Below are 22,922 nucleotides of genomic sequence, written 5' to 3'. Positions count from 1 at the left end.
TTCCGGACATGACAACCATCATCAAGGCCTCCGAAGCCCAGGACTTCCTCGCCCTCGTGCCGCACCTGACCGGGTTCCAGCCGCAGCAGAGCATCGTCCTCGTCGCCTTCCGCGGCAACCGGAGCTGCGGGGCGCTCCGCCTCGACCTGCCCGATGCTCACGCGCCCGCCGCCGTTCGGCGTCGCGCGGCGACCACGATGCTCGGCATGATCTGCAGGATCCCCGACGTCGACGCGCTCGTTCCCGTCGTCTACACTCGCGACAGGTTCGCCGCGGGCGACGCGATGCCGCACCGCGCCGTGATCCGCAACATCCTGTCACGGGCGCGCTACTCGGGGTTCCTCGTCCGTGATGCGCTGTGCGTGGCATCCGACGCATGGGGCAGCTACCTCGACGATGCCTGCCCTCCTGAGGGACGGTCGCTCGACCTGATCTCTGCGTCTCCGGCGAGGCAAACGCTGGCGAACACGCCGGAGTGCGCTGAGCTCGTCGACCTGGACGCGGAGTCGCGGCTGCCGAAAGCGGATCTCGAATCCCGCGAACGGACCGCCAGGCGGTACACGGCCATCGACTCCCTGCGCGGGTCGGTCGAGATCGGCCCCGCCCTCGTCTTCGATCACGACTTCACCGGCGACGTGGTCGGTTTCGCCGACACCCTGCTGGTGCCAGGGAACGAGACGGTCATCCCCCGCGACGCAGCACTGCTCGCCTTCCTCGTGCAGGCGCCGGCGCTCCGTGACGAAGTGCTCCTGACCTGGGCCTGGGGCGAGGAATTCGGGGTGACCGTCGGTGCGATGAACGCCAGGCACAACGCCGGCGAAGACATCAGCCGCATGCCGGGAGCGGCGGCGCTCGGCGGCATCGGCATGCCCCGACCCGACCAGGAACGGTTGAGGGCGGCCATCCACGTCCTGCGGTACACCGCCGCCCGGGTCCCGCGGCGCGCGCAGGCTCCGCTGCTCACGATGCTCGCCTGGGCACAGTGGGCGCTCGGCTCGGGAACTCTCGCCGCACGCTGGATCGCCGAGGCCCGCGCGCTCGATCCGTCCTACGGACTTGCTGAACTCGTCGACCGGATGCTGCAGGCCGGGCGACTTCCTGACTGGGCCTGGGAGGTCCCGCCTGACGCCACGGAGGGGAGGGCAATCACCCCCGAACCCTGACCCGCGTCTCCGGGTGTCGGCCGCGACCGCTATTATCGGTGCAGGCTCCACCTTTGTGGCGCTCCGAAAGGATGATTGCGTGACCGCCATCGACGTGCGCACCGGTTCGCGAGTTGTCGACGTGCCCAGCGGTGCCCCATTGGCGCTGTCGTGGGCATCCGTCACCGACACCGGGCGCAAGCGGCAGGTCAACCAGGACGCCCTCATCGTCGACTATCCGATCTTCGCCGTCGCCGACGGCATGGGCGGCCACGACGCCGGCGAGGTCGCCAGCGCCGCGGTCATCGCCCGGCTCGCCGAGCGTGTCGCCTCGGGCGACACCGTCGATCGTGACGCGGTCGAGAACGCCCTCCGTGCGGCTGTCGATGACATGCTCGAACAGGTCGGCACATCCGAACTGGGCACCGGGACGACGGTGACCGGCATCGTCTTCGGCTTCTCCGGACCCGACGCCGACGTACCCGCCTGGACGGTCTTCAATATCGGTGACTCCCGGGTGTACCGGCTCCTCGGTGAGGAACTCATCCAGGTCACACTCGACCATTCGGTCGTGCAGGAGCTCATCTCGATCGGGGCGATCACTCCCGACGAAGCGGAATCACACCCACACGGCAACGTGATCACCCGCGCCGTCGGCTTCACAGACGACCCCCTGCCCGACTACACCGACGTTCCGTCGACGGACCGGGCGCGTTGGCTGGTCTGCTCCGACGGTCTGACCAAGGAACTCACCGATTTCGGGCTCCGCCACTTTCTCATGCAGAGTAAGACCCCGGAGGAGGCCGTGCGCAGCCTGGTCGGGGCCGCCCTCGACAACGGCGGCCGCGACAACGTCAGCGCCATCGTCCTCGACGAGCTCCTCATCGACCACACCGGCCCGTCCGTGACCGGGCCCGCCTGACCCGTCCTCCACAGCTCCCGCCGGCACCGCCCTTCTCCACGGGATGCCGTCGAAGCCACGCGGATCCCGCCGCTCCTGCTTCGCTTAAGGCATGAGCGTTTCTCCCGACGAGCCGATCACGGTCCCCGCAGAGCCGTCGCCGATCGCTCCATCGCCGTTCCCGGTCGTTGCGAGTCTCGCTCCGGTCGTCGCATCCGTCGCAATCTGGGCCCTCACCCGATCGCCGTTCGTCCTGGTGTTCGCCATGCTCGGCCCGATCATCGCCGTCGCGAGCGTTGTCGACAACCGCTGGTCTACCCGTCGGCGACTGCGCTCTGACACCGTGGTCTACCGGGCAGAGCTCGACAGGCTCGGGGCCGAGGTCGACGAGAGGCACGCCGACGAGCGCCGCCGCCGGTGCGCCTCCTCGGCGGGTGCCCGACGAATACTCGACGCGCCGAGCGCCTCCTCGATCGGTTTCGGCCGCTGGCGCGCGTCGGCAAGCAGACGTTTCGTCGTGGTTGCCGGGCGGGGGGACCAGCCCAGCGCGGTCCGCGTCGACGGGCCGCCAGGGGAAGGAACAGCCCGGCTGAGGCATCGCGCCCGTGTCGTCTCGGAGGTGCCGGTCGAGATCGACGCCACCGGCGGGATCGGCGTCGTCGGGCCGCCGCTTCTCACCACCGCGGTCGCTCGCGGACTGCTCGTGCAGTTGTGTGCGGCGGCAAGCCCTGAAGCCCTGTCCCTGGTCGGTGCACCACCCGGCTGGGAGTGGACCTCCCGGCTGCCGCATCGTGCAGGCGCCGGTGCTGTCCGCCGGGGAGCGTCCTCGATGCTCGTGGCTGAGGCGACCGCGGACTCGGGAGCGTCGGCAGACATCCTCCTGGTGATCTCCGACCGGCTGGACCGGATTCCCACCCGGTGCTCCTGCGTGCTCGAACTGACAGGCATCGCCACGGCGATGCTCCACCGAACGACAGCGTCGGGTCCCGCTGATCACCTTTCCCTGACGGTCGATCTCATCTCAGCCGCAGAGGCCCGCGCGTTCGCTGACGATCTGGCCGTCCATGCACTCCAGGCAGGCGTCGGCGACGAGGATGCCGGGCTTCCCGCCTCGGTCGGTTTCTCCGACGTGTCGGTCGAGGCGCCACCACCGACCAGCGGGCCGTTCCTTTCTGCGGTGATCGGGTCGACGGCGGCCGGGCCGGTGTGCGTCGACATCGTCGCCGACGGCCCCCACGCGATCGTCGGCGGCACAACGGGGAGCGGCAAAAGCGAACTCCTGGTCACCTGGGTGGCGAGCATCGCCGAGCGATACCCGCCTGATGCGGTGACGCTCCTGCTGGTGGATTTCAAGGGAGGCGCCGCGTTCGCGCCGCTGCTCGGCCTTCCGCACGTGGTCGGCGTCCTCACCGACCTGGACTCCGGTTCTGCCGCCCGCGCGCTCGACAGCCTCCGCGCCGAAATCCGATACCGCGAGCGGTTCCTCCGCGACCGTGAAGCCCGCGACATCGCCACCGTGCCCTCCCTGCCCCGGCTCGTCATCGTCGTCGACGAGTTCGCCGCCATGCTCGACGGATTCCCCGACCTGCACGCGCTCTTCGTCGACGTCGCCGCGCGTGGCCGCTCCCTGGGCCTGCACCTGATCCTGTGTACCCAGCGTCCGGCCGGTGTGGTGAGAGACTCGCTCCTGGCGAACTGCGGGCTGAGGATGTCGTTGCGTGTCAACAACAGGGCAGACAGCGCCGCGATCCTCGGCACGGACGCCGCCGCGTTCCTCCCGGTGGCTCTGCCCGGTCGGCTGGTCCTCGCCGGCTCCTCTCCCGTCACCGTCCAGGTGGCCACGGCGACCGCCAACGAGATCGCCCGTGTGGGGAGCCGATGGCCGTCCACAGTCCCTGTGCGCCGCCCGTGGCTCGACCCTCTGCCGGCGTGGGTAGATCGGGGGAGCCTGGACGAGAGAGCCGACGGCATCCGGCTGGGCCTTGCCGACCTGCCCGCCGAACAACGCCAGGACACCGTGGTCTGGAATCCCGACGCCGACGGCAGTCTGCTGGTTGTCGGTATGGCCCGCACAGGGAAGACCACGCTGCTGAACTCCATTGCCGCTGAAGCGGCAAGGCTCGCGCCGCTCGTTGTGGAGCGGATCGGCGCCGACCCGGAACTGGCCTGGGACGTCGTCCACGCGCTCTCCGACGCTCTCAACAGGCCCCGCACCGGCGAACCGGGCGTGCTCGTCCTCATCGATGACCTCGACTCACTCCTCGCCGGGATCGACGGAGACGATGCCATCGAACTGCGTGACGGCATCCTCACCCTCCTTCGCGATGGACCGCGGCGCGGCCTCCACGTCGTGGTGGCGATGCAGCGGCTGTCGGGACCCACCGCGGCCCTCGGTGGGTTCGTCGGCTCCACCGTGCTCCTCGGCACCGCGAACCGGCAGGAGCACCTGCTGGCGGGCGGCGACGGCGGCAACTGGGTCGAGGCGCGCCGGGCGGGCAGCGCACTGTGGCGGGGCGTGGAGGTGCAGTTGTGCGCCCCGGAACCGCCGGCGGGCACGACGCCCCGGCACGCAGCGAGCCGAACGGTGAGCACGGTCGACTGGGGCAGCAAGCCGCTCTGGCTGGTTGTGTCTGCGACGCCGGCGCGAAGGGCAGACGCCCTCCGCGCTGCCGCTGGCGCGGCATCGCTTCCAGGGAACGGCCTCCGCGCTGCCGCTGGCGCGGCATCGCTTCCAGGGAACGGCCTCCGCGCTGCCGCTGGCGCGGCATCGCTTCCAGGCAGCAGCGGCAGCGGCTCCCCGTCACAGCCCCTCGTCGCCGTCGCTGTCCTGGGTGACCCGTCCTCGGGCCGGATCACCGTGGAGCAGATCCGCCGACACACCGGCGGCTCGGTCGTGATCGTCGGCGACAGCGAGCAGTGGCAGGCTCACTGGTCGCTGCTGACGGCTTTGCGGCAGGAGGCGGTCGTGATCGTCGACGGATGCTCGGTCGCCGAGTTCCGCGCTCTCACCCGCATCCGGGATCGGCCGCCGCTGCTGGCGCGACTGCCCGGCCGGGCATGGACCGTGGACCCCGGCGGCAGCGTGAAGCGGGTCAGCCTTGCCCCGCCGGCGCGCGACGATCCGCCCGGTTAGGCGGTGGCGCCTTCCATCAGCGTCGAGAGTTCCTCGTGGCGGAGGCCGTGTGCCCGCGCAACCGGTTCGCTGTACACGGCGCCTCGGTGGACGTTCAGGCCGAGCGCCAGTGCCGGATCGGCAGCGAAAGCATCCCGCCAGCCGGCATTCGCGATCGCGCGTGCGTAGGGGAGGGTCGCGTTGGTGAGGGCGTACGTCGACGTGTGCGGCACCGCCCCGGGCATGTTGCCGACGCAATAGAACACGGAGCCATGCACCCTGAACGTCGGGTCGGCGTGCGTGGTCACGTGCGAGTCTTCGAAGCACCCGCCCTGGTCGACGGAGATGTCGACGAGCACACTGCCGGGCTTCATCTTCGCAACCAGCGCATTGCTGACGAGCTTCGGCGTCTGTGCTCCGGCGACGAGCACCGAGCCGATCACCAGGTCGGCGCCCAGAAGGGAATGCTCGATCTCGAACGCGTTGCTCGCGATCGTCTTGATGCGCCCGGCGTACAGGGCGTCGAGCTCCCGGAGCCTCGCGATGTTCGTGTCGAGCACGGTGACGTCGGCGCCGAGGCCGACGGCGACGGACGTCGCATTGGTGCCGGCGACCCCGCCGCCGAGAACGGTCACCCGGGCGGGGGAGGTGCCAGGCACGCCGGGAACGAGCAGGCCGGGCCCGCCGTTCGGTTTGAGCATGGTGTTCGCGCCGACGATGGTCGCCAGCCGGCCGGCGACCTCGCTCATCGGCGCGAGCAACGGCAGCGAGCGGTTCGGCAGTTGCACCGTCTCGTAGGCGATCGCCGTGATGCCGCTAGCCGTCAGCGCCTCGGTCAGTTCCTTCGCCGCGGCCAGGTGGAGGAACGTGAACAGCACCAGATCGGACCGGAAGAACCCGTACTCCGATGGGATCGGCTCCTTGACCTTGAGCACCAGCTCCGCGCGCTCCCAGGTCGATGCGGCATCCGGAAGGATCGTCGCCCCAGCCGCCGCATAGGCGTCGTCGGAGATCGACGAACCCTCGCCTGCACCCGTCTCGAGATAGACGTCGTGGCCGTGGACGGTCAGTTCGTGTACTCCTGCGGGGGTGATCGCGACACGGAACTCGTTGTTCTTGACCTCACGGGGAATGGCGACTCGCATGGTGCTCCTTAGTCCTGGCCGCTCCGGGTGGGAGCGGCGCACGAGGAAAGCGTCTCGCACCCCGGTTGGAGGTCCGACGACACTGTCAGGCGGGCATGGCTGCCCGAGGCCAGCCTAGCGAGGTCAGGCGTTTTCGAGCAGAGGCGAGACGCGGATCTCGCCGACCGCACGTTCGCCCCCCAGAACCGAGAGCTTGAGTTCCGGAAGCAGGTCCTCGACCGCCGCGTTGTCGAGTGCCCCGGCATCCACGAGCAGCCGCAGGGCTACGAGCGTTGCCGCCCGCAGGTTGCCGTCGAGCATCTTGAGGGCGACGGTCGTGCCGTCGGGGGCGGCCATGACCATGACCCCCTCGGCGCCGAGCTTCGCGAACACGCCGAGCCGGTCGATCACGAGGGTGTTCGCTCGCCCCGGGCCGTCGAGCGCCCAGCCGTTCTCGAGCACGGCCGCACAGAGAATCCCGGCGTTCCGGTAGATGGCGAACGGCGACGTTGGCGACGAGGTGCGGATGCGACCGATTCCGCGGGCGAGGCCGGCGAGCGACAGCGCGTGGACCGGGGTGCCGCAGCCGTCGACGCCGGTGAGAACCGGGCGTTCCCCGGTGAACCGCTCGAGAACATCCCGGACCTGGACCTGCAGGGGGTGGTCGCTCTCGAGGTAGGTTTCGATCGGCCAGCCGTTGGTGACGCACGCGAGCAGCATGGCCGCGTGCTTGCCGGAGCAGTTCATGTAGATCGGGGACGCCGTGCTGTTGTCGCGCACGAGTTCGATGCGCGCGGCTTCGTCGATCGGCCAGTCCGCCGGGCACTGCAGGGCGATGTCGGTCAGGCCCGCCTGTGCGAGGATGCTCCGCACGACGGAGATGTGGCGTTGCGTTCCCGTGTGGCTGGCGGAGGCGAGCACGGCTGCGGCGCCGCGGAGCCCGACGCCGGCGTTCATGACGGCGATCGCCTGAAACGGTTTCAGCGCGGATCTGCCGAAGACCGGGGCGGCCGGATCGCCGAGGGAGCGGATCACATCGGCGTGCTGGTCGATCACGATGGCCGAACCGGAATGACGCGACTCGACGAATCCACTCCGGGTGACGATGGCGAGTTCGACGGCGCTCGCCGATGAGAAGGTTTCAACGAGGTCCGGTGCAATGCTCACCGGTCAAGGGTAGCCCCGATCCACGGGGCGGGGCGTGACAGACTGGGGCCATGTTGGGTGAACACGAATACACCGTCGGCGTCGAGTGGCACGGAAACCGCGGGACGGGCACGAGCGGCTACCGTGATTACAGTCGCGAGCTGGTCGTGTCGGCCGTCGGGAAGCATCCGCTCGAGGGGTCGGCGGACAAACCGTTCCACGGCGATTCCGCCCGGTGGAACCCCGAGGAGCTGCTGCTCGCCGCACTCGCCCAGTGCCACCTGCTGTCGTACCTGCACGTCGCCGTCACCGTCGGAGTCGTGGTCACCGCCTACGAAGACGACGCCCACGGCACGATGGTCGAGGACGGCTTGGGCGGGGGAGCGTTCACCGAGGTGATCCTCCGGCCCCGGGTGACGGTCGCTGACGCGTCCATGACGGATGCCGCGCTCGCGGCACACGCGCGCGCCAACGAACTCTGTTTCATCGCCAACTCGGTCAATTTTCCGGTGCGTCACGAACCGGAGATCGTCGTTGCCTGAGATCAGACCCGCTCGCGGAACACGGCGCGCTTGATTTTCTCCATGGTGTGGACGGGCGGGGACTCATTGTAGGCATCCGCGCGTTCCTGGCCGGTGAGAGCGTGGATCGCGGCCATGATCTCATCGGTGGCCTGGCGGCGCGCCCGGCCGCTCGTGGCCGGACCGTGCGCGCTGAGGTCGAGTGGCTCGCCGAACATCACCGTCACCCGCTTGAGTTTCGGAACGGAACTCCCCACCGGCATCAGCTCATCCGTGCCGACGAGTCCGACGGGCACGACGGGCGCGCCGGTCGTCAGGGCGAGCCAGGCGACCCCGGTGCGTCCCCTGTACAGCCGGCCGTCGAGGGAGCGAGTTCCTTCCGGGTAGATCGCGAATGCGCTCCCGTTCTCGAGGATTCTCCTGCCGGCATCCAACGCTTCGGTGGCTGCCGCGCCGGCGCCCCGCTCGACGGCCACGGCGCCGATGGAGGTGAAGAAGGTGCGGGAGACCCAGCCCCGCAGGCCGGTGCCGTCGAAGTAGCTGGACTTCGCGAGAAACTGCACGCGACGTGGTGCCACGACAGGAATGGCGATGCTGTCGATGAAGGAGAGGTGGTTGCTGGCCAGGATGACCTGGCCTGACTTCGGAACGTTCGACCGGCCGAGAATCCGCGGCCGGTAGACGAGGCGCACGATCGGCATCAACACGGCACGGCCGAGGTGGTAGACCAGCCCGGGGGCCGCGGCGTCGCTGGCCGCGGGGGCGCTGAGTTCCGTCTCTGACACAAAGGATGAGCGTAGTTCCTGACGTATTCCACCTTGCGCATGAGGCGCAGCGCTGTTCACATGGAGGGCGCTCGCAGCTAATGAACGGGCGGATGCGGCAGACTGGCGGTTACACCCCTTCCACTGTGAAAGCGATTCCCTGTGCGCAACTCGATCCCCGTCCTCGTCGCAGCTGCGGCGGCATCCGCCCTCGTCCTCGCCGGGTGCGCGTCGCCGGAACCGGCCACCCCCACGGCGACAGCGGATCCCGCTGCCCTCAGCTGTGAGGACACCCCGGGCGGATCGGCCGTCGATTCGGTAACGGTCACCGGCGACTTCGGGGCCGCACCGGCCGTCGAGTTCGCCGCACCGCTCACCGTTGACGCCACCCAGCGCTCCGTCGTGATCGAGGGCGCCGGCGACGAAGTGAAGCCAGGGGACATCGTCAACTTCGAGGTCACCATCCTCAACGGCACCAGCGGCGAAACGATCTCCAAGTCCGCCTACTCCGGCGGCGGCTGGGGTGCGATCGAAGTCAACGACACCAAGTTCATCCCCGGACTCGTCCGCACGCTCGAATGCGTGAACGAAGGGTCCCGCATCGTCAGCGTCGTTGCGGCCTCCGACGCCTTCGCCGACACCGGCTCACCTGATGGTGCGGTCGCCCCTGGCGATCCGCTCGTGATCGTGGCGGATGCCATCGGCGTCGTCCCCGCCACGGCGACGGGTGAACCACAGCCCCCGGTTGACGGGATGCCCGTCGTGAAGCTCGACAAGGACGGCGCGCCGACGGTCACCATCCCGAAGTCCGATCCTCCGGCAGAGCTTCAGCTCGCAACCCTCAAGCAGGGAACGGGTGAGGTCGTCCAGGAGGGCGACAGCGTCACGGTGCAGTACCAGGGAGTGAACTGGCGCACCGGCGAGGTCTTCGACCAGAGCTGGGGCAAGGGAGCGGCGACGTTCCCGACCACCGGAGTCGTCCCCGGCTTCTCCGCGGCACTCGTCGGAGCCGCTGTGGGCTCACAGGTGCTCGCTGTTCTCCCGCCGTCGGAGGGTTACGGCGAGGCCGGCCAGCCGAGCGCAGGTATCGAAGGCACCGACACCCTCGTCTTCGTCGTCGACGTTCTCGCGACCAGCCGGTAGCGCTCGTCCGCCGATCCTGTGGATTCCCCCGGTGAAGGTCCAGCCGTTTTTGTCGTCGCAGCGCGCCCCCGCTTCGACCGGATGCCGCCGCTAAGCTGATCGCGTGCGACGCGTCATACTTCTCGGATCAACCGGCTCGATCGGGACCCAGGCCCTCGACGTCATCCGGGCCAACCCCCGGCGGTTCGAAGTGGTCGGCCTCTCAGCGAACGGCAACCGCGACCTGCTGCGGGCCCAGGCCGACGAGTTCCACGTCGACGACACCGCGCTCGGTGCCGACGAAGCCGAACGGCTGGTCCGCAGTGTCGACGCCGATGTGATCCTCAACGGCATCACGGGGTCCGTCGGCCTCGGCCCGACGCTCGCCGCCCTCGAGACGGGCAGGACCCTCGCCCTCGCCAACAAGGAATCCCTCATCGTCGGGGGAGACTTGGTCAGCCGGGTGGCGAAGCCGGGCCAGATCGTGCCGGTCGACTCCGAGCACTCGGCGATCGCCCAGGCGCTGCGGTCGGGAACGAAACAGGAGGTCCGCCGGCTCGTGCTGACGGCATCCGGAGGCCCGTTCCGGGGGAAAAGCCGGCAGGACCTCGCCGACGTGACGCCGGCCGAGGCCCTCGCGCACCCGACCTGGGACATGGGACTCGTCGTCACCACCAACTCGTCGACCCTCGTCAATAAAGGCCTCGAGGTCATCGAGGCGCACCTGCTGTTCGACGTGCCGTACGAACGGATCGACATCGTCGTGCACCCGCAGTCGATCGTGCACTCGATGGTCGAATACGTCGACGGGTCGACGATCGCCCAGGCGTCACCGCCCGACATGCGGCTGCCGATCTCGCTCGGCCTGGACTGGCCCGCCCGCGTCGCCGGTGTCGGCGAGCCGCTGGACTGGACCCGCGCCCAGAACTGGACCTTCGAGCCGCTCGACGACGTCGCGTTCCCCGCGGTCGAGCTCGCGAAAACCGTCGGCCGTGCCGGAGGCACCTACCCCGCGGTGTTCAACGCCTCCAACGAGCAGCTCGTTGCCGCGTTCCACGCCGGCGCGATCGGGTTCCTCGACATCGTCGACACGATCGCGCGGGTCGTCGACGCCCACCGCCCCGAGGGCGAACTCACCCTCGAGAGCCTGGCCTCAGCCGAGTCGTGGGCGCGCGCCGAGGCGGATCGGGCGATCGCGGCGCTGCGCTAACCCCCGATTCACGCGTTCCGGTCGACCTCACGCGGTACGCCGAGTGAATCGGTCCGGATCGAGTGAATTGGCGCATACCAGGCGCCGCGGTCAGACCCAGCCCGCCTCCGCGAGCGCGGCCCGGGTCTCGTCGAGCACCGAGAACGGCACCTTGACCCCGGCAACGTCGCGGTAGTCCTTCTCGGCGAGCCCCGCCCAGAGGATCGTGTCCGCCGCCGTGGCTTCGCGAACCGCGACACGGATCGCTTCCTCCGGTGCCGCGATCTCCCGGATGTCACCGGCCGGCTTGGCAGCGCGCGCTCCAGCGAGAACCGCCTCGCGGATGGTCGCAGGATCCTCAGATCGCGGCTGGTGATCCGTGATGATGAGCAGGTCGCTGCCGAGGGCGGCCTCCCGGCCCATGTCGGGGCGCTTGGACTGGTCACGATCGCCGTTCGCGCCGGCGACCATGATGACCCGGCCGGCCGTGAGGTGCCGGACCGCCTCGAGCGTCTTCGCGAAAGCCTGTGCGGTGTGCCCGGAGTCGACGTACACGGCGGGGCCGCCGGGCACCGGAACCTGCACGGCGCGTCCGGGAAGGGATGCAGTGATGCCTCCGTCTCGGCGGAGCGCGTCGTCGATTGCGGAAAGGGCGATTCCCGATTCGACGAGCATGGCGATGGCGAGCCCGCCGTTCGCGGCCATGTGGCTGCCGATCACCGGGACTCGGGTGGAGAGTTCCCCAAGGTCCCGGTGCCGAAGGGTGAAGGCGGTGAACGACGGCTGCTCGTCCGTCACCGAGACGGTCCAGTCGGCCGAGGCCCCGTCGATCGACGTGATCGTCGACACCGGAACACCGGCCCGCGCCACGACGGTGGCACCGGCCGGAGTGTCGAGCGACACGACCGCACGTCTCGAATGCGCGGGTGAGAACAGCTCGAGCTTGGCCGCGAAGTACTCGTCCATGTCGGCGTAGTCGTCGAGGTGGTCCTGGCTGAGGTTGGTGAACCCGACGACGTCGAAGACGAGGCCGTCGACCCGGTGCCGGGTCAGGGCATGAGCGCTGACCTCGACGATCGCGGCGTCCACGCCGGCCTCACGCATCCGGGCGATCAGGGCGTGCAGTTCGGGCGACTCCGGTGTCGTCATCGAACTGACGACGACCTCCGAGCCGATCCGACGTTCGGCACTGGAACTCAGCCCGGTCGACCTGCCCAACTGCCGCAGCACCGAGTCCAGGAAGTGGGCGGTCGACGTCTTCCCGTTGGTCCCGGTCATCCCGAACAGCTGAGGCGCGTGCCGGTCGGTCCGGTACAGCCACGCAGCCATCTCCCCGACGAGGACCCGGGGCGATTCGACGGTGACGAGCACGGGCACACCGGATGCCGTGGCGTCGACCAGGCCGGCGGCATCCGTCAGGATCGCGACGGCACCGCGCTCGACCGCATCGGCGGCGAATGTCGCCCCGTGGAAGCGGGCCCCTGGCACGCCGACGTAGAGGTCACCAGGGCGGACAGCCCTGCTGTCCATGGTGATCCCGGACAGGGTGACAGGCGGGACCTCGTCGTGCAGCGCCAGGCGGAACCGGGCGGCGAAGGCCTCAAGGGTCGTGGGTGGGGTCTGGTCGGGTCGCACAGCCCATGTTCTCACAGGCGCATCGGAGCATCCCTCACAGCGCGCCACCAGCATCCGCTCAGCGCACAGCGCTACTCTCTGGGAGTGGAATCCGCCCTGCTCTATATCCTCGGTGTGCTGATCATTCTGGTCGGCGTCGCCGTGTCGATCGGCCTGCACGAAATCGGGCACCTGGTTCCCGCGAAACTCTTCGGCGTCAAAGTCACCCAGTACATGATCGGCTTCGGCAAGACCGTCTGGTCGACGAAGCGGGGTGAGACCGAGTACGGCATCAAGGCGATCCCGCTCGGCGGCTACATCTCGATGATCGGGATGTACCCGCCCGGCAAAGACGGCGCCACCCGCAGCTCGAGCACCGGGTTCTTCCAGACCCTGGTGCAGGACGCGCGTTCAGCCAGTGCCGAGACGGTCGGCGACGGCGACGAGGACCGCACCTTCTACAACCTGCCGGTGTGGAAGCGCATCATCATCATGCTCGGCGGGCCGACGATGAACCTTCTCCTGGCCGTCGTGCTCGTCGCGATCGTGCTGATGGGCTTCGGCACCCCCCAGTCCACTCCAACGCTCGCCTCGGTGAGCCAGTGCGTGCTGCCTGCCGGAACTGAGAAGACTGCCTGCGACGACGACGACCCGCTCGCCCCCGGCGCCGCAGCAGGACTTCAGCCCGGCGACACCATCCTCTCCATGAACGGCACGAGCATCGAGTCGTGGACCGACGCCACCGAGATCATTCGCACCTCACCCGGCACCGAACTCGACGTCGTCGTTCTGCGCGACGGGGCCGAGATCGCCGTCGCCCTCACCCCGCTGCTCACTGAGCGGTACGCGATCGACGCCGACGGGCAGCAGCAAACGGATGCCTCGGGCGAGCCGATCACGGAGGAGGTCGGTTTCGTGGGCATCGTGTCCCAGACCGAGCTCGTGCCCGAGCCGCCGACCGCCGTACTGCCCGCTGTCGGCGACAACATCGGCCAGGTCGCCAACATGATCCTCAACCTGCCCGACCGGCTCGTCGACATCGCCAACGCGGCGTTCGGCCCGGGGGAGCGCGACCCGAACGGCCCGATCAGCGTGGTCGGCGTCGGACGGATCGCTGGCGAAGTGGTCAGCCTCGAAGAGGTCCCCGTGGCAAGCAAGGTCCAGACGATGGTCGGCATCCTCGCGTCGCTCAACGTCGCCCTGTTCGTGTTCAACCTCGTGCCCCTGCTTCCGCTCGACGGCGGCCACGTCGCCGCGGCTCTCTGGGAGTCGATCCGCCGTGGCTGGGCGAAACTCTTCTCCCGCCGTGACCCCGGCCCGGTGGACGCTGCGAAGCTCATGCCGCTGACCTTCGTCGTCGTGATCCTTCTCGGCGGGATGAGCGCGCTGCTCATCTTTGCCGACATCGTCAAGCCTGTGAACCTCTTCGGCTGATCGGTACTCCACCGGGAGTAGGTGACTGCGTCTGGCGACGGATGCCGGAACGCCCGGCCGCTCACTACGCTGGGGGGATGCTCCCCGGGCCGGTCGATTCCGAACATGGTGACCCGTTCGCGCGCTGGGGCGGTCGTCCGCCGTTCCGCGGACTCCCTGCCCCGGTGAGGCTGTGGCTCCCGGTCCTGCTCTCCTTCTTCGTGCAGGTGCCGGCGACCATCGTGATCCTCGTGCAACACGCGCCGGTCGAGTCGGCGCCGCTCGCTGTCACGGCTGTGGCGGTTGCCGCGGTGGGGCCGCTCGCTCTGCTCGCCGCCCGCCGTCATCCGGGGCAGGTGGCCGCGGTCGTCACCGCGGCGGCCGTTGCGGACCTGCTCCTGCCGCCGCTGTTCGGGCCACCGTACGTGGCCTTCGCCTTCGCGATCGTGCTCGGTATCGTCCGGGGCGCGCGCATCTGGGTGTACGCCTCCGTGGCGATCGGCTGGGTCGCCGCCGTGACCCTGGGCTCGGTTCTGGGCCTGGACTGGCATCCGATTCGGATCGCCCTGACGACGGCCGCCATCGCCCTCCTGCTCGCCGTCGCCGAACGCATCCGCGACCGCCGGGCCCGGATCGGTGAAGCCCGGCGCAAAGCCATCGAGCACCGGCAATCCGTCGAGCAGGCGGAGCGGATGCGAATCGCCCGCGAACTCCACGACGTCCTGGCTCACTCCCTCTCGCAGATCAACGTGCAGGCGGGCGTGGGCCTGCACCTCATGGACAGCCAGCCGGAGCGTGCCCGGGAGGCTCTCGCGAACATCAAGGCGTCGAGCAAGACAGCGCTGGACGAGGTCCGTGGCGTGCTCGCCTTCCTCCGCGCCGACAGTGTCGACGCAGCCGCCCTCGCGCCGCAGCCCGACCTGTCGCAGATCCCCGGCCTTCTCGATTCCATGCGGGCGCAGGGACTCGACGTGAATTACACCGTCAGCCTCGCCCGGCCCCCTTCCGCTGCCGTGCAGCTCGCCCTGTACCGCATCGTCCAGGAGAGCCTCACCAACGTTCTCCGCCACGCTCAGGCTCAGAAAGCAGAGGTCCGGCTGACCGACACGGATGGAACGATCCGCCTGACGATCTCCGACGACGGCAGGGGCCCCGTCGACCCGCACCGCGGCGACGCGGGCAGCGGCATCCTCGGCATGACCGAACGTGCCGAGCTTCTCGGAGGCACCCTGGTCACCGGGTCCGGCAGTAACGGCGGTTTCCTCGTCACAGCGACTCTGCCCGGTGCGCCGTGATCCGTGTCGTGATCGCGGACGACCAGCAGCTCATCCGTGCCGGATTCCGGGCGCTGCTCGAAGCGGAAGCAGACATCGACGTCGTGGGGGAGGCAGCCACGGGGCCGGATGCCGTCGCGCGCGTTCGCGAGAACCGGCCGGATGTCGCGCTGATGGACATCCGGATGCCCGGCGGTGACGGCCTGTGGGCGACCGAGCAGATCACCGCGGACCCAGACCTGGCCGGAACCCGGATCGTCGTCGTCACCACGTTCGAACTCGACGAGTATGTCGCGCGGGCCATCGCCGCCGGGGCCAGCGGCTTCCTCGTGAAGGACACCGAACCTGTCGAACTGATCCGGTCGGTCCGGATCGCCGCGGCCGGGGACGCCCTCCTGTCGCCCAGCGTGACCCGCCGGCTGCTCGAGCGGATCTCGGGCCGGTTGCATTCGGCGGTCAGCCCCCAACTCCTGGATGCGCTCACCGACCGCGAGCGGGAGGTGATGGTCCTCGTCGCCGCGGGGCTCTCGAACGAGGAGATCGGCGCCCGGCTTTTTCTCAGCCCGCTGACGGTGAAGACGCACGTCTCGCGCATCCTCGGCAAGCTGGATGCCCGTGACCGGGTTCAGCTCGTCGTCCTCGCCTACGAGTCCGGCCTCGTCGCCCCCGGTTTCACCGGGTGAGCATCGCCCCTCTGGCTGTCCTCCCAGCGGAGTACGCCGGATTCGTTCGCACGGCAGATTCGCCTGCGACGCCCACCGTCAAAGCTGGTGCTGACGGTTCCGGTGGAGCCGCACGACGAAGGGACATCCTCATGATCAACATCCTCGCGGTGCCTGCATCGACGGTGGCAGGCGTTGCCATGCACCCCGGCTGGGGACCCGGCTTCGGCTGGTGGTTCCTGCTCATCCCCCTGTTCTGGATCGTGGTGTTCGCGCTCCTGTTCGCGTTCCTCGGGCGCCGCTGGCGCCGCTCGGCGCCGTGGGTGGCCGCGAACGCCCCCGGGCGGAGCGCCGAAGACAGGCTTGCCGAACGATTCGCCCAGGGCGAGATCGATGAAACCGAGTACCGGGCACGCCTCGAAGTGATCCGGGCAAACAATCCGACCAAGCGCTGACGCCGCGGCCCGCGCGTAGACCTGGGATTACACGCGGGCGAAGCGGGCCATCGAGCGGGCGCGGGCCTTCTCGGCCTCGATCTCGCGGTCCTTCGGGGGCGCGGTCGTGACCAGGTCCTCCAGCAGGTGCCGTGTGATGTGGGCGATCTCGGAGACGGCAAGGTCGAACGCCTTTTCGTTGGCCTTCGACGGTTTCGTCGACCCGCTCACCTTGCGGACGAACTGGAGGGCGGCTGCATGAACTTCGTCGTCCGTAGCGGCGGGCTCGAAGTTGTGGAGCGTGTGAATGTTTCGGCACATGGCACCAGATTAACCAGCGCCGGCCCGATTCGGAAGGGTGTCAGCTCTCCGAGCCGTTTCCGGCGATGTTCACCAGCCAGGACACGCCGTAGCGGTCGTTGAGCATCCCGAACGTGTCGCCCCACGGAGCGAGGACGAGGGGCTCCACGATCGTGGCGCCGTCGGCGAGCCCGTCCCAGTATCCGCGAAGCTCTGACTCGTCGTCACCGCTGAGCGAGACCGAGAAGTTCGTGCCCTGCCGGTAGTCCTGGCCCTCCATGACGTCGGCGCCCATGAGGGTCAGGCCGTCGGGTGTGATCAGTTGGGCGTGCATGATGTTGTCGATCTGGGCAGGGTCATCGGTTGCCTGGTACTCGCCGAAGGTGCTGAGGGTGAGTTCGCCGCCGAAGATATCGCGATAGAACGTCATCGCCTCACGGGCGGATCCTTGAAAGTTCAGGTACGGGTTGAGCCGAGTAGGCATTGTGGTCTCTTTTCGTCTGTCTGGCGGGGTGTTCGGGTGTGGCCCTCGATTATGAACAGACGAACGACCACTGCAGAAGTCCCCATTTCCGCGAGATTACGGCGCCGACGTCACTCGGCCGCAGCCATCGCCCGCCGGACCGCATCGATCGACGCGGCGACGTCCGCGGCATCCGTCGACCAGTTGCTCACCGAGATGCGGAGGATCTCGCGCCCCTGCCAGTGCGACCCTGACATCCAGACGCTGCCGTCGGCGATGAGTGCCTGGGTCACGGCGCGGGTCCGCTCATCGGTGCCGAAGCTCAGAGAGACCTGGGTGAACACGACATCGTTGAGAACCTCCACGCCGGGCAGCGCAGCAAGACGCTGCGCGAGCGCGCGGGCGTTCTCAGCCAGCCGCTCGACGAGCGCGATCGTGCCCTCCCGGCCGAGCGACCGCAATGCCGCCCAGACCGGGATGCCGCGGGCGCGCCGCGAGAATTCGGGCACGTTCTCCCACGGGTCGCCGATGGCGTGGACGAGGTACTCGGTGTGTGCGCCGAAAGAGGACCGCAGCAGGTGCGGCTTCGCAACGACGACGACACCGCAGTCGTACGGAACGTTGAGTGTCTTGTGGGCGTCGGTCGCCCACGAGTCAGCGCGTCCCAGTCCGTCGAGATGGTCGGCGTACTGGGTGCTCGCGGCAGCCCACAACCCGAACGCGCCGTCGACGTGCACCCACGCGCCGCGCGCGTGCGCCAGGTCGATTGCCTCCCGCATCGGGTCAAACGCACCAGAGTGAAGGTTTCCGGCCTGAAGGCACACGATCACGGGGCCGTTCAACCCGGCAAGCGCGTCGGCAAGTGCATCGGGACGCAGGCGCCCCTGGTCGTCGGCAGCGACGACGGAGGGGGAACCGAGTCCCAGGTACCGCAACGCCAGGTCGACGGAGGTGTGTCGCTCCTCTCCGACTATGACCGTCACCCGAGGAGCGCCGGTCAACCCGTCGGCGTTGACGTCCCATCCGGCGTCGGCGAGGACGCTGAGCCGACCGGCGGCCAGGCCCGCGAAGTTCGCCAGCGTCGCGCCGGTCGTGAAACCGACAGCTGAAGCGGGCGGGAGCCCCAGGAGGTCGAGGAGCCACTGCCCGGCAGCCTCCTCGATGGCCGACGCGGCCGGGGTTGCGTACCGCATGGCCGTGTTCTGGTCCCATGCGCTGACGAGCCAGTCAGAGGCGAGAGCCGCGGGGAGCGTCCCGCCGATGACCCAGCCGAAGAACTTGCCCGACGGCATCCCCATCAGACCCGGTTCCGCGAACGTCGCGAGTTCATCGACGACCTCGGCCGGGTCGATGCCCCGATTCTGCAGTGGCACCCGGAAATGCGCGGCGACCTCGTCGGCCGTCTGGCGCGGCGCGACCGGGCGGGTCGCCATCGACTCCAGCCACTCGACCGCGTGGTTGTGGGCCCGATCGAGTGCTTTGCGATAGTCCTCAGGCTGAGCTGTCACACCCGGAAGCGTAGCCGTCGGCCCTGGACGGCGGTAGCCCTCGGGAGCGGATGCCGCCGCGCGACTCCCGCAACGGCTCCTAGGCTGGGAGTCATGACGCTCGACGAGAACGACGACCCGTACCTGTGGCTGGAGAACGTCGACGGCGAGGACGCCCTGAACTGGGTTCGGGCGCGGAACGCGGTCACGCTCGGCACCCTCGCCGCCACCGAGGATTTCGTCCGAACGGAAGGCGCCATCCGCGAGGTCCTCGACTCCGACGCGAAGCTTCCGCTGGTGCAGAAGATCGGCGACTACTACTACAACTTCTGGACGGACGCCGCACACCAGCGCGGGCTCTGGCGGCGGACGACCCTGGAGGAGTACCGCAAACCGCACCCGGCCTGGCAGACGGTGCTCGACATCGATGCCCTCAACGAGGCCGAGGGGGAGGACTGGGTCTGGCACGGAGCCAGCGTGCTTCGCCCCGAATACCGGAAGGCGCTGATCGACCTGTCACACGGCGGCTCCGACGCGGATGTGACGCGCGAGTTCGACCTCGAGACGTTCCGCTTCGTGGAGCAGGACGACGGCGGCTTCTTCCGCCCGGAAGCGAAAGGCGGCCTCGGCTGGATCGACGACGACACCGTCTACCTGTGCTCCGAACTCGGCGAGAACTCGATGACGACATCCGGGTACCCCCGGATCGCCCGGCGCTGGAGCCGCGGCACGCCGATCGAGGCCGCGGAACTCGTCTTCGAAGGCGCCGTGACAGATGTGTCGGTGCGGGCCTTCCGCAGCCACACACCCGGCTACATCCGCGACTTCCTCTGGCGGGCGCCCACCTTCTACACCTCCGAGGTACACGTGTTCGTGGACGGCGAACCGAGGCGGATCGACGTCCCGGACTCCGCCGAGATCGGGTACTCGCGACAGTGGCTGCTGATCGAGCTCCGCGATGACTGGACCCCTGCCGGCACGACTTACCGGGCCGGCTCGCTGCTCGCCGCCGACTTCGACGGCTTCCTGGCCGGCGACCGGTCCTTCGAAGTGGTCTTTGCGCCGACACCGACAACGTCGCTCGCCGGTGCGACGTGGACCCGGGATCACCTCGTCCTCACAGTCCTCGACGACGTGAAGAGCCGCGTCCACGTCCTCACCCCCACGGATGCCGGCTGGCGACGCAGCGACTTCCCGGGCGCTCCCGAATTCGCCACCGTCCAGGTTTCGGCCGTCGACCCCGACGAGAACGACCTGGTCTGGGTCATCTCCACCGACTACCTCACCCCGACGACCCTCTCGATCGCGACGGTCGGACAGGCCGGCGCGCTGCCGGTCGTGCTGAAGTCTCAGCCGTCGTTCTTCGACACCGCCGGACTCAGGATCGAACAGCACTTCGCGGTCTCCGACGACGGAACCCGCGTGCCCTACTTCCTCGTCCGAGGAGCGGATGCCGGCGAAGCGACGCCGACGCTCCTCTACGGCTACGGCGGCTTTGAGATCTCGCTGACGCCCGGCTATTCCGGCACCCTCGGGCGGGCCTGGCTCGAGCAGGGCGGCGCGTACGTTGTCGCGAACATCCGCGGCGGCGGGGAATACGGTCCGACCTGGCACCAGGCAGCGCTGAAGGAGAAGCGGCACCGCTCGTTCGAGGACTTCGCGGCCGTCGCCAGGGACCTGGTGGACCGCGGCATCACCACACCCGAACACCTGGGGATCCAGGGCGGCTCGAACGGCGGACTACTCACCGGCAACATGCTGACCCGTTACCCGGAACTGTTCGGCGCCGTCGTCTGCCAGGTGCCGCTGCTCGACATGCGGCGCTACTCCCGGCTGCTCGCCGGCGCGTCCTGGATGGCCGAGTACGGCGACCCTGACGACCCCGACCAGTGGGTGTCCCTCGAGACGTTCTCGCCGTACCACCGGTTCGACCCGGCGCGCCGCTACCCGCCCGTTCTGTTCACGACCTCGACGCGCGACGATCGGGTCCACCCGGCGCATGCCCGCAAGATGGCCGCACGCATGCTTGACGCCGGATGCGACGTCACCTACTACGAGAACATCGAGGGCGGGCACGGGGGAGCGGCGACCAACGCGCAGGCAGCGCGGATGTCAGCCCTCGCCTACCGGTTCCTCGCGGAGCGGCTGGCCTGACGCGCGGCGGGGGAAGCACCCCCGGCGCGGGTGCTTTTGCCCCGCGCGGGAGCCTCTTCGCCCGCGCGAAGCCGTTCGACCCGCGCGAAGGCCCGAGCGACGACGGACGTCGGCACGTGCCGCGCGTGTACCTGAGCTTCCAGTGACGCGAAGTCCCCGAATAGAGCGGTATTCGGGGCTTAAGCGTCACCGGAACGACCGTCCAGACTCTGATCAGCGCGGCAGACGCGTTGTGGCGGTGGACGCACCGTCGGCGCGGGTGCTTTTGCCCCGCGCGGGAGCCTCTTCGCCCGCGCGAAGCCGTTCGACCCGCGCGGAGCCGAGCCTCAGGTGCGACCCCAGCTTCCAGTGACGCGAAGGCCCCGAATGGAGCGGTATTCGGGGCTTAAGCGTCACCGGAACGACCGCCCGGACTCTGATGAGCGCGGCAGACGCATTGCGGCCGGGGACGCGCCCCCGGCGCGGGTGCTTTTGCCCCGCGCGGGAGCCTCTTCGCCCGCGCGAAGCCGTTCGACCCGCGCGAAGGCCCGAGCGACGACGGACGTCGGCACGTGCCGCGCGTGTACCTGAGCTTCCAGTGACGCGAAGTCCCCGAATGGAGCGGTATTCGGGGCTTAAGCGTCACCGGAACGGCCGCTAACGCGTCATTCGGGCTTAGCGTCACCGGAAGGGGTGAAGACGCGGAGCGGCTCGGCTGACGCGTCGCGGCGGGCGGACACACAGACGGCGCGGGTGCTTTTGCCCCGCGTGGGAGGCTTTTCACCCGCGCTGAACCGTTCGACCCGCGCGAAGCAGTTTCAACCGCGCGAGGTCGTTTGACCCGCGCAGAGCCGTTCGACCCGCGCGAAGCCGTCTGAACCGCGCAGAGCCAATCGACCCGCGCGGAGCAGGCCTAGCGCGACAGCAGCAGTGCGTCGCCCTGGCCGCCTCCACCGCAGAGGGCGGCAGCAGCCTTGCCCGATCCGCGGCGGGACAGTTCGAGCGCCGCGTGCAGCACGAGCCGCGCCCCTGACGCGCCGATCGGGTGGCCGAGTGCGATCGCCCCGCCGTGGATGTTGACCTTGTCGCGGTCGAGGTCGAGGTCGCGCATCGACTGAACGCTCACCGCGGCGAAGGCCTCGTTGATCTCGATCAGGTCGAGGTCGCCAGCCGTCCAGCCCGCCTTGCCGAGGGCATCCGCGATCGCCCGCGAAGGCTGGGAGTGCAGCGAGTTGTCAGGGCCGGCCACCGAACCGGATGCTCCGACGACAGCCAGCCAGGTCAGCCCGCGCTCCTCGGCCCAGGCGCGGTCGGCAATGATCAGCGCACAGGCGCCGTCGCTCAGCGGCGACGAGTTCCCTGCCGTGATGGTGCCGTCCTTATCAAACGCCGGTCGGAGCGCGCCGAGGGAGTCGATCGTGGAGTCGCCCCGTACGCCCTCGTCGCTCGTCAGCACCGTCGGTTCGCCCCGGCGCGACGGCACGGTGACCGGGGTGATCTCGTCGTCGAACAGGCCGGCAGCCTGGGCGGCGGCGGCGCGCTGGTGTGAGCCAAGCGCTACCGTGTCCTGCTCGACCCGATCGATGCCGAGCGGCCCGTTGTGACGCTCAGTCGAGAGGCCCATCGAATCGCCGTCGAAAGCATCCGTCAGTCCGTCGAACGCGGCGGTGTCGACCATCGTGACTTCGCCGTACTTGTAACCCTTGCGGGCCGACGGCAGCACGTGCGGTGCGTTGGTCATCGACTCCTGCCCTCCGGCCACGACCACGGATGCCTCGCCGGCGCGAATCAGGCGGGCGGCGTCCGTGACCGCGGCGATGCCGGACAGGCACACCTTGTTGATAGTGACGGCGGGCACCTCCCAGCCGATCCCGGCCGCGCGCGAGGTCTGCCGGGCCGGGTTCTGGCCTGCGCCTGCCTGCAACACCTGGCCGAAGATCACGGCGTCGACGTCGGACGCATCGACGCCAGCACGTTCGAGCGCCGCGCGTACGGCGACCGCTCCGAGTTCGACGGCACTGAAACTCGCCAGCTGGCCGAGCAGGCGACCCTGCGGTGTGCGGGCTCCGGCCAGGATGACCACATCGTTCGGACTCATCGAGAGACTCCTTCGTCGTTGTA

Annotated in this window: 19 protein-coding genes; 11 read left to right on the top strand and 8 right to left on the bottom strand. The window is 69.2% G+C overall.

Annotation, left to right across the window (positions count from 1 at the left end; all coding sequences use genetic code 11):
- Positions 1-8 precede the first annotated feature (8 nt).
- From ABIE24_RS13405 to ABIE24_RS13395, 3 genes are all read left to right on the top strand, one after another.
- The gene (locus ABIE24_RS13405; protein ID WP_354500462.1) at positions 9-1,163 is read left to right on the top strand and encodes a DUF4192 family protein; all 1,155 of its coding nucleotides are present in this window, start codon (positions 9-11) and stop codon (positions 1,161-1,163) included.
- A 79-nt stretch (positions 1,164-1,242) separates the two neighbouring features.
- Positions 1,243-2,064 carry a PP2C family protein-serine/threonine phosphatase gene (locus ABIE24_RS13400; RefSeq protein ID WP_354500461.1) on the top strand — a complete coding sequence of 274 codons (822 nt, stop codon included), beginning with the start codon at positions 1,243-1,245 and terminating at the stop codon, positions 2,062-2,064.
- 91 nt (positions 2,065-2,155) lie between these two features.
- Positions 2,156-5,176, top strand: a complete 3,021-nt coding sequence (locus ABIE24_RS13395) for an FtsK/SpoIIIE domain-containing protein (protein ID WP_354500460.1) — start codon at positions 2,156-2,158, stop codon at positions 5,174-5,176.
- Here the strand turns inward: ABIE24_RS13395 and ald are convergent.
- On the bottom strand, positions 5,173-6,300 hold the full coding sequence (ald, locus tag ABIE24_RS13390) for an alanine dehydrogenase (protein ID WP_354500459.1): 1,128 nt from the start codon (positions 6,298-6,300) through the stop codon (positions 5,173-5,175). The two genes, ABIE24_RS13395 and ald, sit on opposite strands and share 4 nt — an antisense overlap.
- A gap of 123 nt (positions 6,301-6,423) precedes the next feature.
- Positions 6,424-7,446: an asparaginase gene (locus ABIE24_RS13385; RefSeq protein ID WP_354500457.1), complete on the bottom strand. Its 1,023-nt coding sequence runs from the start codon at positions 7,444-7,446 to the stop codon at positions 6,424-6,426.
- A gap of 50 nt (positions 7,447-7,496) precedes the next feature.
- Between ABIE24_RS13385 and ABIE24_RS13380 the strand changes: the two genes are divergently transcribed.
- Positions 7,497-7,967, top strand: a complete 471-nt coding sequence (locus ABIE24_RS13380) for an OsmC family protein (RefSeq protein WP_354500455.1) — start codon at positions 7,497-7,499, stop codon at positions 7,965-7,967.
- A 2-nt stretch (positions 7,968-7,969) separates the two neighbouring features.
- On the opposite strand, the gene ABIE24_RS13375 is transcribed toward ABIE24_RS13380, so the two are convergent.
- The gene (locus ABIE24_RS13375; protein ID WP_354500503.1) at positions 7,970-8,647 is read right to left on the bottom strand and encodes a lysophospholipid acyltransferase family protein; all 678 of its coding nucleotides are present in this window, start codon (positions 8,645-8,647) and stop codon (positions 7,970-7,972) included.
- A 225-nt stretch (positions 8,648-8,872) separates the two neighbouring features.
- Here ABIE24_RS13375 and ABIE24_RS13370 point away from each other — a divergent pair, with 225 nt between their 5' ends.
- Positions 8,873-9,853, top strand: coding sequence for an FKBP-type peptidyl-prolyl cis-trans isomerase (locus tag ABIE24_RS13370; RefSeq protein WP_354500454.1), 981 nt, complete (start codon positions 8,873-8,875; stop codon positions 9,851-9,853).
- 103 nt (positions 9,854-9,956) lie between these two features.
- Positions 9,957-11,042: a 1-deoxy-D-xylulose-5-phosphate reductoisomerase gene (gene dxr, locus ABIE24_RS13365; protein WP_354500452.1), complete on the top strand. Its 1,086-nt coding sequence runs from the start codon at positions 9,957-9,959 to the stop codon at positions 11,040-11,042.
- Positions 11,043-11,132: 90 nt separating this feature from the next.
- Here dxr and ABIE24_RS13360 read toward each other — a convergent pair whose 3' ends face one another.
- Positions 11,133-12,671: a Mur ligase family protein gene (locus tag ABIE24_RS13360; protein WP_354500451.1), complete on the bottom strand. Its 1,539-nt coding sequence runs from the start codon at positions 12,669-12,671 to the stop codon at positions 11,133-11,135.
- Between the two features lie 69 nt (positions 12,672-12,740).
- Here ABIE24_RS13360 and ABIE24_RS13355 point away from each other — a divergent pair, with 69 nt between their 5' ends.
- The 4 genes from ABIE24_RS13355 to ABIE24_RS13340 all read left to right on the top strand — a co-directional run bounded on the left by ABIE24_RS13355 (position 12,741) and on the right by ABIE24_RS13340 (position 16,439).
- The gene (locus ABIE24_RS13355; protein ID WP_354500450.1) at positions 12,741-14,069 is read left to right on the top strand and encodes a M50 family metallopeptidase; all 1,329 of its coding nucleotides are present in this window, start codon (positions 12,741-12,743) and stop codon (positions 14,067-14,069) included.
- Between the two features lie 77 nt (positions 14,070-14,146).
- Positions 14,147-15,343, top strand: coding sequence for a sensor histidine kinase (locus ABIE24_RS13350; protein WP_354500448.1), 1,197 nt, complete (start codon positions 14,147-14,149; stop codon positions 15,341-15,343).
- Positions 15,340-16,005, top strand: a complete 666-nt coding sequence (locus ABIE24_RS13345; RefSeq protein WP_354500446.1) for a response regulator — start codon at positions 15,340-15,342, stop codon at positions 16,003-16,005. The genes ABIE24_RS13350 and ABIE24_RS13345 overlap by 4 nt, the downstream gene beginning before the upstream one ends.
- Complete coding sequence (locus ABIE24_RS13340; protein ID WP_354500444.1) at positions 16,002-16,439, top strand: SHOCT domain-containing protein; 438 nt, start codon at positions 16,002-16,004, stop codon at positions 16,437-16,439. The genes ABIE24_RS13345 and ABIE24_RS13340 overlap by 4 nt, the downstream gene beginning before the upstream one ends.
- A 27-nt stretch (positions 16,440-16,466) precedes the next feature.
- Here ABIE24_RS13340 and ABIE24_RS13335 read toward each other — a convergent pair whose 3' ends face one another.
- From ABIE24_RS13335 to ABIE24_RS13325, 3 genes are all read right to left on the bottom strand, one after another.
- A complete protein-coding gene (locus tag ABIE24_RS13335; protein WP_354500442.1) occupies positions 16,467-16,739 on the bottom strand; it encodes a DUF2277 domain-containing protein in 273 nt (90 codons plus the stop codon).
- A gap of 40 nt (positions 16,740-16,779) precedes the next feature.
- Positions 16,780-17,202 carry a VOC family protein gene (locus ABIE24_RS13330; protein WP_354500440.1) on the bottom strand — a complete coding sequence of 141 codons (423 nt, stop codon included), beginning with the start codon at positions 17,200-17,202 and terminating at the stop codon, positions 16,780-16,782.
- A gap of 110 nt (positions 17,203-17,312) precedes the next feature.
- Complete coding sequence (locus tag ABIE24_RS13325; protein WP_354500438.1) at positions 17,313-18,689, bottom strand: pyridoxal phosphate-dependent decarboxylase family protein; 1,377 nt, start codon at positions 18,687-18,689, stop codon at positions 17,313-17,315.
- Positions 18,690-18,782: 93 nt separating this feature from the next.
- Here ABIE24_RS13325 and ABIE24_RS13320 point away from each other — a divergent pair, with 93 nt between their 5' ends.
- Positions 18,783-20,822: a prolyl oligopeptidase family serine peptidase gene (locus ABIE24_RS13320; RefSeq protein ID WP_354500436.1), complete on the top strand. Its 2,040-nt coding sequence runs from the start codon at positions 18,783-18,785 to the stop codon at positions 20,820-20,822.
- A gap of 892 nt (positions 20,823-21,714) precedes the next feature.
- Here the strand turns inward: ABIE24_RS13320 and ABIE24_RS13315 are convergent.
- Complete coding sequence (locus tag ABIE24_RS13315; RefSeq protein ID WP_354500434.1) at positions 21,715-22,899, bottom strand: acetyl-CoA C-acetyltransferase; 1,185 nt, start codon at positions 22,897-22,899, stop codon at positions 21,715-21,717.
- Between the last annotated feature and the right edge of the window lie 23 nt (positions 22,900-22,922).

The sequence above is a fragment of the Mycetocola sp. 2940 genome, from assembly GCF_040548835.1.
Classification (GTDB): Bacteria; Actinomycetota; Actinomycetes; order Actinomycetales; family Microbacteriaceae; genus Mycetocola_A.
The sequence above is the reverse complement of the archived record's forward strand: the minus strand, read 5'-3'. Positions and strand labels throughout refer to the sequence as shown.